This window comes from Pseudomonas sp. JL2, from assembly GCF_031570495.1.
GTDB lineage: Bacteria > Pseudomonadota > Gammaproteobacteria > Pseudomonadales > Pseudomonadaceae > Aquipseudomonas > Aquipseudomonas rhizophila.
On sequence record NZ_JAKUDH010000044.1, the window covers coordinates 1 to 15,190 of the forward strand.

The window sequence follows — 15,190 nt, forward strand, 5'->3', positions numbered from 1 at the left end:
GAAAAACTTAACGTCGTGTCCGGGATTAGTTGACCACTACATTTCAGTAATTCCTTAGTATTCAATGCCGGCAGAGACTCACCCTGAACCTGAATCTCCGAACGATCCAGAACGAAGAGATTCCGGGTAAGGTTCCATCAGTTCGGCCCCCCTCAATCTCGGCCTATGTAGTAGTGATCGAGCGAAGCGCGACATTGGAATAGGCGGTCTCCCTGCATTCAGTCCCAGATCGCTCTGATGGCGATGTTGCGATCATCGAGTCCGCGACTGCGCGCGACTCGCCGTCGCCAACTCAGCGAGGTTGGGAGGCTGCGCATCCTCAATCAAAAATTTCTCAGCCGACATTTCCTTGGCTGGTGGTCGACCGATTGTTCTAGAGACATCCCCCCTTTCCTCTGCTCGCCGCGCTGAAAGAGCATGCCGAAGAATCAACGACTCTACGGGTATACATCGAAGACGATGGCAGCACGGCCTCAGAAACAAATCCTGCTACTAACCCGACACCGACGGGAACAATGCTGGTCAAGCTTGCCCTAGTGGATGCCGCCCCATCGGCTTATATCGGCAGACCCTGCCAGTACGTCTGGAGCGAACGCTGTGCGCCTGCAGAATGGTCGGAAAGACGCTTCAGCTCGAGTGTGATCACCAGTTTGTTGGCGCCGATGCAGAGTTGACCCAGTTTCCGAGATGTCACTGATCCAGTCTGACTCCTCGCAAACTGTTGCCTGTGCTGGATTAGTGGCGAGTTGGAGGTGGGTCAGTCTTGCGTCGGCACGTGGGTCAATTCGACATCGGCGTCAACACCCTATTACAAACGGACATGGGCGAGCATCCGTCGCATCGTCAAGGTGGAGGAGTTCAAAGATACGATCAGCTTTAAGACGCGGCGGTTTAACGTGATCGCGGTTGGTTAACAACAAAATCGTTGAACAGACGCCTAGCCCCCACCCACATTGTGTGTGGGTGGGTGGGTGGGGGGCAGTTGCACAAACTGCAGCTCAGGCCAAGACTAAATGCGCGATCGGGCCTGTCCATCGGACCCTTCGCAGACTGGATGAAGCAGCTTACGCTTACTCAGTCGATCGGCCGCAGGCGATATTGCGGCGGCAGTTGCTCAAAGCCGCTGATGGTTGCGTTCAGGCTCTTCCAGCGACCATCCTTAATGCCATAAATGCAACCATGGATCGACAGGCTCTGGCCGCGGTGCCAGGCGTTCTGGACGATGCTGGTGTGGCCGACGTTGGCTACTTGCTGGATCACGTTCAACTCACACAGTCGGTCGACACGTTCTTCTTCCGTCGCTAACTGGCCCAGCTCCACGCGTTTCTCGTAGTACAGGTCGCGAATCGAACGCAGCCAGCCATCGATCAGGCCCAGTTGGCGATCCTGCATCGCCGCGCGCACACCGCCACAGCCATAGTGCCCGGTGACCAGGATGTGCTTGACCTTGAGTACGTCCACTGCGTACTGGATCACCGACAGGCAGTTCAGGTCGGTATGCAGCACCACGTTGGCCACGTTGCGGTGCACGAACAAATCGCCCGGGAGCATGCCTACGATTTCGTTGGCCGGCACTCGCGCATCCGAACAGCCGATCCAGAGGTATTCGGGGGTTTGCTGGCGTGCCAGCTTGGCGAAGAAATCAGGATCTTCCTGCTTGATTGCATCGGCCCAACGCGCGTTGTTATCGATCAGTTCTTGTAGGTCGTTCATGTTCAAGCCTCATAAATGATCCGCAGCTTTGACAAGCGGCGAGCGCCCGAAGTCACCTCCCTGTCGCGGGTCGGGGGGGGGAACCTGTGAATTCTCACGTTGCATACCGAGTCTAATCTTAGATAAGGCCCCAAGCATGAGTAGTAGCCATGACCCGGCGACTTCGTCCGTTGGCGATTCAGTCGTTATGCAAATTTGCATCCCCTCTAATTACTTAATCGTAGCTGGTCAGTGCCAATGCAACTGCTGGTCAGTGCGAATGCGAGAAATGCTTTGTCCATTACGTGTTCAAGCAGAAGAAGTTGTAAGGGGGCCGAGGACAGCTGCAAGGGAGGACGCAATACAACTGTGGCCTAAACTGCGGCGTTCAATTATGCTTTCTTTGCAAGCTTTTCAGGCGCAGGGTCGCGCGTTATACAGCGGCCATCTTTTCTGGACGCTACATCCGCTTCCATTTTCTGATGTCTTCCTTGGTGCGACCGCAGCTCAAACATAGTTCGCTGTTCAGCTGGCAAACGGAAATACATGGGGTTTCGATGTCCTTGGCCATGGTTTAACTCCGCGTGGATTGTGTACGTGTTAAACGCTGCCGCCAGTCACCGACATTCGACCGCTGACATTGCTCTTCAGTATCGAATGCAGGTTGGCCGACACCTGACTGACGTGAACATTCGCGTCACTTAATGCCAGGGTCGTCAGTTCGAGCATCCGCTTGTTTTGCCCATTGGCAAGCACCTGATCTCTGTTGGCATCGGTGTCGAAGACCCAAACAACCATCAGACTGGAGGGAAATCGGGCGTAATCCACATCGTGAGTCAACCAAGAGAAGCCACTATCTCCGCTTTGGCCGTCTCGCAGGCCTTGGTCAGGGCAGCAATCAGACGACGTTCGATTAGGTCGATCTGGACCGGCAAACATGGTTCCTCCCCAGTGAAAACGTCAAAGGCACCCGGGGCAAGAAACAGGACCACCATATCTTCCTCTCCCCCTTCGCCCAGCATTTCTTTCAGGAACTCAAGACCCTGACGGGAGACTCCCAGTGGTGCTTTCCCCACAAGCAGAATGATGGGCATGTGGACGTGAAAGTGGTGAGCAAACAAGTGGTGACCGCCACACCCGCTCAAAAACCGTAAGGCTCTCTCCAGGCGGCGTCATGACGATACCCTGGTCCTCGCCGACGGCCAGAACGGCGATTGGACGCCGCATGACCTGCGCCGCACCGGCGCGACCATGATGCAGGCCTTGGGGGTCAGTCTGGACGTCATCGATCGCTGCCAAAATCATGTGTTGGCCGGCTCCCGGGTGAGACGCCACTACCTGCACCACGATTATGCCGAAGAGAAGAAGCGTGCCAGGAACCTGTTAGGCGATCGGCTCAGTGCTGTGTTGTCCTCAACCTACGAGCATCCACCCTCCGAGTCGATGATGTCTTTCCCAGCGTACGCATTGACAGAGGCACGGCCATCTTCATAGGCCGAACGTACCATGGCCCGAAGATTCGGAAACCTCAGTGGACGCAGTGATTTGCGTCAACTGGCGTCAGTAATCCGTGACTAAGCTGCTGCCTGTGGACGCGCCGAACTTAACTTTCGTTCGTTATTCTCGACGCTGAGAAAGAGCCCTGCGGCAAGATTGAAGCACGGCGGGCCTGAGACGCCCCAATCAGAGAACACCTTGCCCACAAGGCTCGGAAGCCAAGCAGAAACACACCCAGCCAAATCAGAATGATTTACAATGCGTTTCCTTTGGCTGAGGCTGGCGTTTCGTGGATGCATTCTCGCTTGTCTATAAGCACCTGATCGAGTGGGTGATCGCGCCTGTCACCGAGCAGTTTCTCAGCATTTTTAATCTGAACGGCCGCCTCGGGGTCTTGTTTCTTTGCGTCTCCTACAGCGTCGCCTATGGCCTGTTCCGCTTCAGAAAATATCGGGGCCTGACCGACGCCCGTTCGTTCTGGAAATTCATCGGCGGTCGCCAGGTGTACTTGCATCGCTCGGCGCTGCTGGATTACCGCTACTACTTCGTGCGGGCCATTCTCAAGGTCGCCCTGGTGCTGCCCATTGTCCATCTGGTCGATCCGTACATCCTGCGCTCCGGGGATTACCTGGATTTTTTCAGCAATCTTTGGGGCGCGCGCCCGCGCCTGGAGGAGAACCTCTCGCTCGCCCTGCTCTACGGGCTGGGGGTGTTCTTGGTAAAGGATTTCGTCCATTACTGGGCGCACCGGGCCTTTCACTCGCGCTGGCTCTGGGCATTTCATAAGGTCCATCACTCGGCGCCGGTGCTGGTACCAGCGACGGCGAGCAGGGTGCACTTCGTGGAAAAGATCTTCGAGAAACTCAGCACCACCGCCTGCCTCGGCCTCTATGTCGGTGGCTTCTGGTACGCCTGTGGTGGCGAGATCAGCCGCTACACCCTGTTCGGCGTGACCTATCTGGTGTTCATCTTCAATGGCCTGGCGGCCAATCTGCGTCACACTCATGTCTGGCTGTCATTCGGGCCGGTGCTCGAACATCTGCTGAACAGCCCAGCCCAGCACCAGATCCACCACAGCGACGCCCCCCGTCACTTCAACCGGAACTTCGGCACCAACCTGTCTCTCTGGGACTGGATGTTCGGCACGCTATATGTCACCCGCTCGCAGCCCGAGAACCTGCGCTTCGGCACCGGAGAACAGGACCACCAGCATTACCTGACGGTCTATAGCCTGATCGTCACGCCCTTTGTCGAAACCGCCCGCAAGCTCCTGGCGAAACGCCCGCGAAGGGTTGAGCCTGAAACGCCCTATTCATAGCCCCAACCATAAGAGACGAAGGGATGACTGCGGAAGCCGTCATTTCTGATTTCGAGTTGGACTTGGTTGTTTAACGCGTCCTTGTTTCGACACAAGGAAGTTCTTATGCATCCGACGGGCCTTCCTGACAGAGTCGTAATTGTACAGCCCGTTACCAGCGACTAGACTCCCTCGCATGAAACGCTATTTGCAGTGCTGCCTCATTTTCCTGATCAGCTTGGCGCTTCCCCTGAGCGGGATGGCGGGCATTCAGGCACCGACAGAACCTTGCCCGATGAAAACGACGGGCATGACCATGATGGACGATATGAACCCGGACTGCTGCCTTGACATGAGCAGCTCCGCCGATCATGGCAAACCCTGCAAGCCTGGCCAGGAATGCAGGAGCGCCAGTCTGCTACAAGTGTCGTTTGGGAAACCTGCCACCCGTTTGTCCAGTCCGCAGATGCTAACAATCTTCAGCGACTTCCTGCCTGCTTATACCCCGTCCGGGGTGTGGCGACCGCCTCGCGCTTGATTCCTGTACCACACTGAACCTTATCCCGCTCTGCGCGGGAAGGCATATCTGCGCGCATGTCTGATGAAGCGCGCAGTGGATCCTCACAGGAATCGTGAACATGAAACCCAAGTGCTACTGCACCGGTTGGTCCGTCGTGGCCGCCCTGGCGGCAAGCGTGCTGGCATTGCCGAGCCTGGCCGCCCCCCTGACACTCGATGAAGCCTTGCGACTGGCCGAAAACAATGCCCCGTCGCTGATGGCCCAAACCGCCAAACTGCAAGCCGCCAGTAGTGCTGCCGTTCCAGCCGGCGAATTACCCGATCCGAAATTACGGCTGGGGGTGCAGAACTACCCCATTGGCGGTCCCGATCGCTGGAGCATTGACCAGGACTTCATGACCATGCAAATGGTCGGGGTCATGCAGGAAGTGCCCAGCCGCGACAAACGCAAAGCACGTATCGAGGTCGCCGAGGCGGCCGTCGATCGAGCTGCGGCTGAAGGTCGTGTGGAGCGGCTGAATGTCCGTCAGGCTACTGCATTGGCCTGGATCAGCAGCTATTCAGTCGAGCGTAAAGAGGCACTGTTCCAGGACTTCTATCGAGAGAACCGTCTGTTGGCCGATACCGTCCGGGCACAGATCGCCGGCGGCCGTGCTCAGCCAGCCGATGCAGTCACGCCGAAACAGGAAGCGGCTCAGTTGGCGGAGCAACAGGACGAATTAATTCGCCTGCGCGCCCAAGCCCGAGCCGCGCTCAAACGCTGGATTGGTCCGGCCGCCAATGACCAACCCACCGGCAGCTTGCCGGAGTGGCCCATCGATACTTCGGGTTATACCCATAAGCTGCAACATCATCCCGCGCTGGCGGCCTTCATCCCGATGACTCGCGAAGCACAGGCCAAGGTCCGTGAGGCGCAGGCGCAAAAGCAGTCCGACTGGAGTTGGGAACTCGATTACCAACGCCGCGGTCGTCAGTTCGGCGACATGGTCAGCGTGCAGTTCACGTTCGACCTGCCACTGTTCCCCGACTCCCGACAAAACCCGAAGATCGCCGCCAAACACGCCGAACTGAATCAGTTGGAGGCCGAACGCGAAGCCCTCGTTCGCGAGCATACCGAGCAACTGGAGGCAGATCTGGCCGAATACGAACGCCTCAACCGGGCCGTGCGCCGCAGCCAGGACAGCCTGCTGCCTTTGGCCAAGGAAAAGGTAGCGCTGACCATGGCCAGCTACCGCGCCGGTAAAAGCGACTTGGCGGCCGTCATCGCGGCCCGACGTGAACTCATCGAGACCCGCCTCAAACAGATCGACTTCGAAGAACAGCGCGCCCTCACCAGTGCTCGCCTGTATTTTGCTTATGGGGACCCCAATCAATGAGCACTCGAATCTGGAAAGGGGCGTTACTGGCAGGCCTCTCGATTGCCCTGGGCGCTGCCGGCGGTTACTGGTTCGCTCAGCAGCGCATGAGTGCAATGTCTGAGACCACCGCCGAACAGGCCCCTAAAACCCAAGACGAACGCAAGGCGCTGTATTGGTATGACCCGATGGTCCCGCAGCAGAAGTTCGATAAACCGGGCAAATCGCCCTTCATGGACATGCAACTGGTGCCCCGATACGCTGATTCCGCGGCGGACAATGCGGCCATCAGTATCGACCCTAGCCTGACCCAGAATCTCGGCCTGCGCCTTGCAACCGTCACTCGAGGAGTCCTCGCCTCCAGCCTGGACGTGATCGGCGTGCTGGCGTTCAACGAGCGGGATGTCGCCGTGATTCAGGCGCGTACCGCTGGCTTTGTGGAGCGGGTCTATGCCCATGCTCCAGGCGATGTACTCAAAGCCAATGCGCCATTGGCGGATATCCTGGTACCGGAATGGGCGGCTGCTCAGGAAGAATTCCTCGCACTGAAGCGTAATGGCGATGCTGACTTGTTGGCGGCGGCACGCCAACGGCTACGCCTCACGGGGATGCCGACGGCGCTGATTACTCAGGTAGAGCGCAGCGGCAAGGTCCAGTCGAATCTGATCCTCACCAGCCCCATTAGCGGTGTGCTGCAAGAGTTGGATGTACGCGAGGGAATGACGGTGGCCGCCGGCGAGACCCTGGCACGCGTCAATGGTTTGAGTAGCGTCTGGCTGGCCGTGGCCGTTCCAGAGTCGCAGACGGGATCGATCGTCGTTGGTCAAACGGTCGAAGCACGCCTCCCAGCCTTCCCCGGGACTGTGCTCAACGGCACCGTCAGCGCGATTCTTCCCGAAACCAATCCGGACAGTCGTACCCTTCGCGTACGCGTCGAACTACCCAACCCTGACGGGCGCCTCAGACCCGGATTGACGGCGCAGGTGCGCCTGAATCGTTCGACCGAGCAAAGCGTGTTGTGGGTACCGAGCGAGGCACTCATTCGCACCGGCCGACGCGTCCTGGTGATGCTCGCCGAAGACGCGGGTCGCTACCGGCCAGTAGAGGTGCAACCCGGGCAGGAAAACGAAGGCAAGACGGTGGTGTTGAAAGGTCTGGAAGAAGGCCAGCAGGTGGTTTCCTCTGGACAGTTCCTGCTCGACTCCGAGGCCAGCCTCAAGGGCATAGTTGCGAGAACGCTGGAAACACCACCACCTCCAGCCGCAGCCTTTCATGAGGCCGATGGGCAGATTATCGAAATCAACAGCAAAGACGTGACCCTCGCCCATGGGCCATTCAAGACGCTGGGCATGCCCGGCATGACCATGACCTTCCCGCTGGCTGACCCTGCGCTCAGGCAAGGACTCAAGGCGGGCGACAAGGTTCGGATCGCAGTGAGTCAAACCGACGATGGTTTGCGCGTTGAGCGTCTGGAAAAATCTGGGGGCCAGCCATGATCGCCGCCCTTATCCGCTGGTCAGTGGCCAACCGCTTCCTGGTGCTGCTGGCTACGCTCTTCGTCACAGCCTGGGGCATCTGGTCGGTTCAGAGCACTCCCATCGATGCGTTGCCGGACCTCTCCGATGTTCAGGTGATCATCCGTACCCCTTATCCGGGACAAGCGCCGCAGATCGTCGAGAACCAGGTGACCTACCCATTGGCCACCACCATGCTCTCGGTACCCGGAGCCAAAACCGTGCGCGGCTATTCCTTTTTCGGCGACAGCTTCGTTTACGTGCTGTTTGAAGACGGTACTGACTTGTATTGGGCTCGCTCGCGGGTGCTGGAATACCTGAGCCAGATACAAAGTCGCCTGCCGACTTCCGTCAAACCGGCTTTGGGGCCAGACGCCACGGGAGTGGGCTGGATCTATCAGTACGCACTGGTGGATCGCAGCGGCGGACACGACCTGGCACAACTGCGGGCCCTGCAGGACTGGTTTCTCAAGTTCGAACTCAAGACCCTGCCGAACGTTGCGGAAGTGGCCACCGTCGGCGGTATGGTCAAGCAGTACCAGGTCCAGCTCGATCCGCTCAAACTGGCCAGTCAGGGCATCACCCAGGCTGAGGTGACCGAGGCCATCGGCAAGGCCAATCAGGAAACCGGTGGTGCTGTGCTGGAGCTGGCGGAGACCGAGTTCATGGTCCGCGCCTCCGGCTATTTGAAAACCCTCAATGACTTTCGCGCGATTCCACTCAAGCTCGGTGCTTCTGGCGTACCGGTGACTCTTGGCGATGTGGCCACTATCCAGCTGGGGCCGGAAATGCGTCGCGGCATCACCGAACTCGACGGCGAAGGCGAGACCGTCGGCGGCGTGGTGATTCTGCGCAGCGGCAAGAACGCTCGCGAGACCATCGCGGCGGTCAAGGCCAAACTCGACGACTTGAAAAGCAGTCTGCCGGCCGGGGTGGAAATCGTCACCACCTACGACCGTAGCAAGCTGATCGACCGCGCCGTGGAAAATCTCAGCCACAAATTGCTCGAGGAGTTCATTGTCGTCGCCTTGGTCTGCGGGATCTTCCTCTGGCATCTGCGCTCATCACTGGTGGCCATAATCTCGCTGCCGGTTGGGGTACTGATTGCCTTCATCGTCATGCGTTACCAAGGGATCAACGCCAACATCATGTCCCTGGGAGGGATCGCTATCGCCATCGGCGCCATGGTCGATGCCGCCGTGGTGATGATCGAAAACGCCCACAAGAAGGTCGAGGCCTGGCACGCGGGCCATCCCGGGGAAGAGCTGAAGGGCGAACATCACTGGCATGTGATGACCGAAGCGGCGGTCGAAGTGGGGCCGGCGCTGTTCTTCTGCCTGTTGATCATTACCTTGTCGTTCATTCCGGTGTTCACCCTGGAGGCGCAGGAGGGCCGCCTGTTTGGCCCCCTCGCCTTCACCAAGACCTACGCCATGGCGTCGGCCGCCGGACTGTCGGTGACCCTGGTACCGGTGTTGATGGGCTACTGGATTCGCGGGCGAATTCCCAGTGAACAACAGAACCCGTTGAATCGTTGGTTGATCAGGATCTATCAACCGGCCCTGGACGCGGTGCTGCGTCGTCCCAAAATCACCCTGCTGGTCGCGCTACTGGTCTTTCTCAGTACGCTTTGGCCGATCTCTCGCTTGGGTGGTGAATTCCTCCCGGCGCTGGACGAGGGCGATCTGCTCTATATGCCTTCGGCCCTGCCGGGGTTGTCGGCGCAGAAAGCGGCGCATCTGCTGCAACAGACGGACCGCCTGATCAAGACCGTCCCCGAGGTCGAACACGTCTTCGGTAAGGCTGGCCGCGCCGAAACCGCCACCGACCCGGCCCCCCTGGAGATGTTCGAGACCACCATCCAGTTCAAGCCACGCGAGCAGTGGCGCCCTGGGATCACCCAGGAGAAGCTGGTGGAAGAACTGGATCGGGTGGTGCGTGTTCCGGGGCTGACCAATATCTGGATACCGCCGATCCGCAATCGCATCGACATGCTCGCCACCGGGATCAAGAGTCCAATCGGGGTGAAAGTTGCCGGCAGCAACCTGACGGAAATCGACGCGGCTACTCAGGCCGTCGAGCGCGTGGCCAAGGAGGTGCCCGGTGTCAGTTCGGCCCTGGCCGAACGCCTGACGGGTGGGCGTTACATTGATGTGGATATCGATCGTGAGGCTGCTGCCCGCTACGGGCTGAACATCGCCGATGTGCAGTCGATCGTGGCCGGCGCCATCGGTGGTGAAAACGTCGGGGAGACCATTGAAGGGCTCGCGCGCTTCCCGATCAACGTGCGTTATCCCCGTGAGTGGCGTGACTCGCTCGGAGCCCTGGAGCAGCTGCCGATCTACACCCCTTTGGGGAGTCAGATCACCCTTGGCACTGTGGCGAAGATCAAGGTCAGCGACGGACCTCCCATGCTCAAGAGCGAGAACGCCCGACCTTCCGGCTGGGTGTACATCGACGTGCGTGGCCGGGATATTGCCTCAGTGGTCGCCGACCTGCGCCGGGCCGTCAGTGAGCAGGTCAAGTTGCAGCCAGGTATGAGTTTGAGCTACTCGGGGCAGTTCGAATTTCTCGAGCGAGCCAATGCAAGGCTCAAGCTGGTGGTGCCGGCCACGCTGCTGATCATTTTCGTGCTGCTTTACCTGACTTTCGCCCGCTTCGACGAGGCTTTGCTGATCATGGCCACCCTGCCATTCGCCCTGACTGGCGGGGCGTGGTTCCTCTATCTGCTGGGGTTCAACTTGTCGGTGGCCACCGGTGTCGGCTTTATCGCCCTGGCCGGTGTGTCGGCCGAATTTGGCGTGATCATGCTGCTCTACCTGAAGAACGCCTGGACCGAACGAGAAGACGCCGGTGACAGCACCGAGCGTGGGCTGGTCGCCGCGATTCATGAAGGTGCGGTGCAGCGGGTCCGACCCAAGGCCATGACAGTAGCCGTCATCATTGCCGGTCTCTTGCCCATCCTTTTGGGCAGCGGTACCGGTAGCGAAGTGATGAGTCGCATCGCCGCGCCCATGGTTGGCGGCATGATCACCGCTCCCTTGTTGTCCTTGTTCGTCATTCCGGCGGCCTACCGTTTGATGCGCCGTCGGCACCTCGCAGTTGAACCCACCCACTCTCAAGGAAAAGTCGTATGAGACTGACCCTGATCGCCGTTGCAAGCACCGTAATAGCGCTGTCTCTTTCTGCTAAGGCAGAGGACATGCCGGGCATGAAAATGGACGATATGCCCATGCAAGGCATCCAGATGAAGCAGGAAGCGAAGCCGGCTCCAGTGGCCAAAGCCGAGGGTACGATCAAGGCCGTCGATACCACGAAACATACGGTGACTATCGCCCATGGCGCCGTGCCGGCCGTGCAGTGGCCCGCCATGACCATGGCATTCAACGCAACAATCAAACAACTGGCAGGCCTGAAGGCTGGGGATCGAGTTGCGTTTGAGTTTCGCGCCGAGGGAATGGCAGCCACCATCGTGTCTATCAAGACGCTGAAGTAACAATGGCATGGCTGGCTGGTTCGACATCCACAAGCTGATATCGGGCCAGTCATCCGCCATTAAAAAGCCTCTGACCTATCGCGTCGCTGAAAAGTCCTAAACCGCTGGGAATGCTGGGCTGTGGACGATCCATCTACGTATTAAACCGCCAAAATCATAAAATTTTGGGCATCGCGAAGCGGTGCCAGGCATCGCGCGAGGAAATCCAAAACAGAGCGTCAATTCACACGGAACTGGCGAGGATTCTACTGAGAGCCAACCGTTTTGTAGGGGTGAAAACGCTTAGAAATAAAAAGGGGTCGCGAGATAATGTCTCGCAACCCCTTGATTTATATGGTCGGGACGGAGTGATTCGAACACTCGACCCCTAGCACCCCATCTCCTTTTTCATACTTCTTGATAGCTTCCAAAATTTTACTCTTGATTTTTCTAAGCTAGTATTTACTTGAGCTCCAGCGGTGTTCTGCTCTACGAGAGTCCAGTAATGTCCATCAAGAGCCGACGTTTTTGTGGGGGTAAAAGTAGGGGGAGTCTGTTCCATGGCCAAAATCACCATCAAAGAACTTGAGTCACTGACCGCCAACGATGCCGGCAAAATCCTCAGGGAGGACGGCAATCTGGCCGGTCGAATCACAGTCCGCAAGGACGGTGTGTCGGTCAGCTTTTTCTATCGGTATCGGTGGGGCGACCAGAACAAAGAGTACTCCTGCGGGTCATGGCCGCGCAAATCCCTCACGGACATCCGTAAAGCACGCAACCAGGCCCGGGCGCTCATCGATGAGCAAATCAATCCCAACGAGCAAAAGAAAACCGCCAAGGCACAGGCATACGCCGCTGCTAACGTAGAGGCTGACCAAGTAAAAGCGACGAAGGTGAAAACGCTGACCGTCCAGGATTTGGCCAAGGCGTGGCTGTTGGATGGCGTGGCGCGCAAAGATGGCAATGCTGAATTGCAGCGCCGTTTTAACAAAGACCTTTTTCCGGCACTCGGCAAGACCGCGGTGAGCAGCGTCTCCGAACACGATGTTCGGGCGCTGATCCGCACCGTGGTCAACCGCGGCGCTCACCGGCAAGCCATCAGTTTCTTCGCCGACCTCACTCAGATGTTCAGCTGGGCCAGAAAGCGCCAGCCCTGGCGGGCCTTACTGGTCGAGGGCGATCCAACGGAGCTAGTCGACATCTCCCCTCTGATCCCTGCCGACTACGAGGCAGAAAGAAGCCGCATTCTTTCGCCCGCTGAGTTGCTGGAACTGCATAACCGCTTCCTACAAATGACCCAAGATTACAACGCCCTACCCGCTGGGCAAAAATACGACGGCATACGGCCGTTAAAGAAGGAAACCCAACTCGCGCTCTGGATCAGCTTGGGCACCTTGTGCCGGATTGGCGAGTTGCTGCAGGCCGAATGGAAGAATGTCGATCTGAACCGGCAGACCTGGTTCCTCCCCAGCGAAAACGTCAAAGGCGCTCGCGGCAAGAAACAGGACCACCATGTGTTCCTCTCCCCCTTCGCCCTGCATTTCTTTCAGGAACTCAAGACCCTGACCGGAGACTCTCAGTGGTGCTTTCCCAACAAGCAGGATGATCAGCATGTTGATGTGAAGGTGGTGAGCAAACAGGTGGGTGACCGCCAGGCCCGGTTCAAAAACCGCAAGGCCCTCTCAAGAAGGCGTCACGACGACACGCTGGTCCTTGCCGACGGCCAGAACGGTGACTGGACGCCGCATGACCTGCGCCGCACAGGCGCGACCATGATGCAGGCTTTGGGGGTCAGTCTGGACGTTATCGATCGCTGTCAAAACCATGTGCTGGCTGGCTCTCGGGTGAGGCGCCACTACCTGCATCACGATTATGCCGAAGAAAAGAAGCGCGCCTGGAACCTATTGGGTGATCGCCTCAGTGCAGTGCTGTCCTCAACCTATGAGCACACACCGACTGAGTCGATGATGTCTTTTCCAGACTACGCCGCCAATGGATCCCAGACGCCCTCAATCGGATNCCTCAGTGCAGTGCTGTCCTCAACCTATGAGCACACACCGACTGAGTCGATGATGTCTTTTCCAGACTACGCCGCCAATGGATCCCAGACGCCCTCAATCGGATAATCAAAGTGGGTTTCCCGAAGATTCCAACTAAAAACGGACGGAGGAATGCTCAGGGTCTTCAACCATCCTAGGAAAAAAACGAGCCGGGTTGATGGACAGAGATCGACTGCCCCGTAATTTTCTCCAGAAACTGTTCTGGAAGAATGCGCTCAACTGCTGAGAGAAACGTCTCGATCAGTGACCTGAAATGATCAAGCTCCCCTTCCTGTATCTGCCGCCATAGGCTTGGACGATAGCGAACCAGAATGGACAACGCATAGAGCAACACCAAACATGTCGCTCGATACTCATTTATCGTTCCAAAGAGAGGCAGCATTAGCGCATGTCTTTTAAATGGACTGTGATGTAGCTGAAGTGCATCCCACCAAATACTCGACTCCGGATGATCAATTGCCACACGGAAATGGCTTGCTGATGACCTAGACGAAACTTGGATGATCTCGCGAATTGCCCCAGGAAAAGCAGCAATATCATCCACAGTCATTCGCCCAGACTCATCTATCAAAAGAGCGTAGGTCGTCGTCGCACGGTGGTGTCGACCATTACTTTCTTGATCGTAAGCAGGAGTAACCCAAGAAGGTTTACCTTCAAATATGTCCTCAAAAAGATCCGCAACCTCAGGTATCCGAGAAAACAGCTGCTCCATCGTAAGCCAGCTTTCAACGGGCAGTGCTTTCAGTGCATCCAGACCGTCTGGTTTCCGTTTGGCAGCGACAAGTGAGTTTGCAGACATCGATTTAACCCAACTTGGGAAAAAACCCGAGACGAGCGCGCCAATGGCCAGACTCTCAAATCGGTCATCTAAACCATCATGGGTGTAAAGGCCATGCCCTTTTTTGGTTGTTGCCTCCAACTCTGAAAGGGTTTGAGGACCACCTGGTGAAGCAAGCATCTCGGCAAATGCGAACGACATTGTGCCGTAATACAGATTGAGTACACGTTGACTGACATTTCTTCGATCAATGGCACTGAAATAATCGGTGGCATTTCGGAGCGCGAAAGCAACGCCCTCTCCCTTTGACACAATGGTCGACGGCTCAAGACTTAGGCTTTCAAGTTGAGCGCGACGGTCGACCATCTTTCGAGCAAGAGTTGCACTTTTTAACTGAGCAAGCCTCGCCCAGACTGCTTCTATCGGAGTCTCTGAAAGCAGCACTCGCCGCGGTGCTTGCAACTCTTCAAGGCTCGTCTCTTCTGCTTGCGTTGTCGTAGGAGCAAACTTTCCAGTGCTGCTTTCACGGTTCCATTCGATGAGAAAGGGTTGAAAGTCGTCAATCGGCTTCACGGGAATGGATACCCCCATTGCGAATGACTCAACCATGTACGGCTGTCCGTTAAAAAAGATAACGGACACCTCTCCAGCCAGTTGCTTGTATACATTGTTGCTCGTCGCTGACGAATAGAGTACTGCGGCCGAACGCTCCGCCCCGCCTCTAGACGCCTTTACGACCACATACTCTCCTGCGGCAACCTCACGGACTATGGACGCTTCCCAGCCATGTCCGACTAGCTTATCAAGCATATTTCTTTTCACTGCGTCCCGCAGAATATCTAAGCGCGCCTTCCATCCGCTGTCTTGCATATGCCTTCTCCTTGCTCTGTCTCTCTACCAAACACTATCGCAGCTTCATTCATAGCATTGATCGATCGAATCCACAGCCAATAGCGGCCATACTGAACTGGCCTAATGATTTTGGACACTTCAATCGGGCGCT

The 15,190-nt window shown here is 57.3% G+C and carries 9 protein-coding genes and 3 pseudogenes; 8 read left to right on the forward strand and 4 right to left on the reverse strand.

Annotated features, from left to right (window positions below):
• Positions 1–1,074 precede the first annotated feature (1,074 nt).
• The 3 genes and pseudogenes from can to MKS85_RS28305 form a co-directional block, all read right to left on the reverse strand.
• On the reverse strand, positions 1,075–1,713 hold the full coding sequence (gene can / locus MKS85_RS28295) for a carbonate dehydratase (RefSeq protein ID WP_310663234.1): 639 nt from the start codon (positions 1,711–1,713) through the stop codon (positions 1,075–1,077).
• A 412-nt stretch (positions 1,714–2,125) separates the two neighbouring features.
• A pseudogene (locus MKS85_RS28300) lies at positions 2,126–2,263 on the reverse strand (DUF1289 domain-containing protein).
• 3 nt (positions 2,264–2,266) lie between these two features.
• Positions 2,267–2,627 (reverse strand): annotated as a pseudogene (locus MKS85_RS28305) (hypothetical protein).
• On the opposite strand from MKS85_RS28305, the pseudogene MKS85_RS28310 reads away from it, so the two are divergent.
• The 8 genes and pseudogenes from MKS85_RS28310 to MKS85_RS28345 form a co-directional block, all read left to right on the forward strand.
• Positions 2,610–3,186, forward strand: a pseudogene (locus MKS85_RS28310) (tyrosine-type recombinase/integrase); the annotation flags it as partial. The pseudogenes MKS85_RS28305 and MKS85_RS28310 overlap by 18 nt on opposite strands.
• Positions 3,187–3,478: 292 nt before the next feature.
• Positions 3,479–4,507 (forward strand): sterol desaturase family protein, encoded by a 1,029-nt coding sequence (locus MKS85_RS28315; protein WP_310663235.1) that lies wholly within the window; start codon positions 3,479–3,481, stop codon positions 4,505–4,507.
• Between the two features lie 175 nt (positions 4,508–4,682).
• On the forward strand, positions 4,683–5,024 hold the full coding sequence (locus tag MKS85_RS28320; RefSeq protein WP_310663236.1) for a hypothetical protein: 342 nt from the start codon (positions 4,683–4,685) through the stop codon (positions 5,022–5,024).
• A gap of 100 nt (positions 5,025–5,124) precedes the next feature.
• Complete coding sequence (locus tag MKS85_RS28325) at positions 5,125–6,381, forward strand: TolC family protein (RefSeq protein ID WP_310663237.1); 1,257 nt, start codon at positions 5,125–5,127, stop codon at positions 6,379–6,381.
• Complete coding sequence (locus tag MKS85_RS28330; RefSeq protein WP_310663238.1) at positions 6,378–7,856, forward strand: efflux RND transporter periplasmic adaptor subunit; 1,479 nt, start codon at positions 6,378–6,380, stop codon at positions 7,854–7,856. The genes MKS85_RS28325 and MKS85_RS28330 overlap by 4 nt, the downstream gene beginning before the upstream one ends.
• Positions 7,853–11,011, forward strand: a complete 3,159-nt coding sequence (locus MKS85_RS28335; RefSeq protein ID WP_310663239.1) for an efflux RND transporter permease subunit — start codon at positions 7,853–7,855, stop codon at positions 11,009–11,011. Before MKS85_RS28330 ends, MKS85_RS28335 begins: the two co-directional genes overlap by 4 nt.
• The gene (locus MKS85_RS28340; protein ID WP_310663240.1) at positions 11,008–11,370 is read left to right on the forward strand and encodes a copper-binding protein; all 363 of its coding nucleotides are present in this window, start codon (positions 11,008–11,010) and stop codon (positions 11,368–11,370) included. The genes MKS85_RS28335 and MKS85_RS28340 overlap by 4 nt, the downstream gene beginning before the upstream one ends.
• Positions 11,371–11,909: 539 nt before the next feature.
• Positions 11,910–13,475, forward strand: a complete 1,566-nt coding sequence (locus tag MKS85_RS28345) for a tyrosine-type recombinase/integrase (RefSeq protein WP_310663241.1) — start codon at positions 11,910–11,912, stop codon at positions 13,473–13,475.
• Positions 13,476–13,542: 67 nt separating this feature from the next.
• On the opposite strand, the gene MKS85_RS28350 is transcribed toward MKS85_RS28345, so the two are convergent.
• Positions 13,543–15,057, reverse strand: a complete 1,515-nt coding sequence (locus tag MKS85_RS28350) for a YaaC family protein (protein ID WP_310663242.1) — start codon at positions 15,055–15,057, stop codon at positions 13,543–13,545.
• Positions 15,058–15,190: the final 133 nt, after the last annotated feature.